Here is a 761-nt window from a genome sequence, read left to right on the forward strand (position 1 = left end):
CACGGTTTAGTTTTCCTTCTCTCAGCTGCTTAAAAATATGAGAGTAGGTGACAACCGCTGAACAAGCACAGCCGCTCCCCCCGGCAAAGACCTGCTGATCCGGAGTGTAAATCAGAAGCCCGCAATCATCATGCTTTGTGCCGACTGGATATCCATCTTCTTTTAAAATGTCTTTTACGATTGGAGAACCGACGCCTGACAGGTCACCTGTCAGGATTAGATCATAGTCATCCGCTGTCCGGTTGAGATCTTTAAAGTGCTGCTTAATCGTATCAGCTGCAGCTGGAGCCATAGCCGATCCCATATCAAAAGGATCTGTAATTCCTAAATCAGAAACCTTCCCGACAGTCGCACTTGTGATTTGGATATCACCCGGTGTCTGACTGATGACAACTGCACCGCTTCCGGTTACAGTGGAGGTAGCAGTGTCCGGTTTTTGCCCTCCGTATTCTGTCGGATAGCGAAACTGTCTTTCCGCAGTTGCATTGTGACTGCTGGTGGCAGCGAGTGCCCTTTTGGCAAACCCTCCATCAACTAAGGCTGATGCGACAGCCACTGTTTCCATTGATGTTGAACAGGCGCCAAACATACAAAGAAATGGGATTTTCAAGTGTCTTGCCACATAGTTAGCCGTCACGTTTTGGTTCAGCAAGTCGCCTGCCAGCAATAGGTCAATATCATCTTTTGTCAGATTGTTTTTTTGAAGTGCAACATTAACAGCGTCTTCCATCAGCTGCCGTTCCGCCATTTCCCAGCTCTTT

The 761-nt window shown here is 47.8% G+C and carries 1 protein-coding gene; it reads right to left on the reverse strand.

What is annotated here, in order from left to right:
* Positions 1–761, reverse strand: a 761-nt coding sequence (spoVAD, locus tag ACWHAR_RS26330; RefSeq protein WP_452088330.1) for a stage V sporulation protein AD, incomplete at both ends; no start/stop codon positions are given.

The organism is Bacillus sp. LR--39, assembly GCF_053613335.1.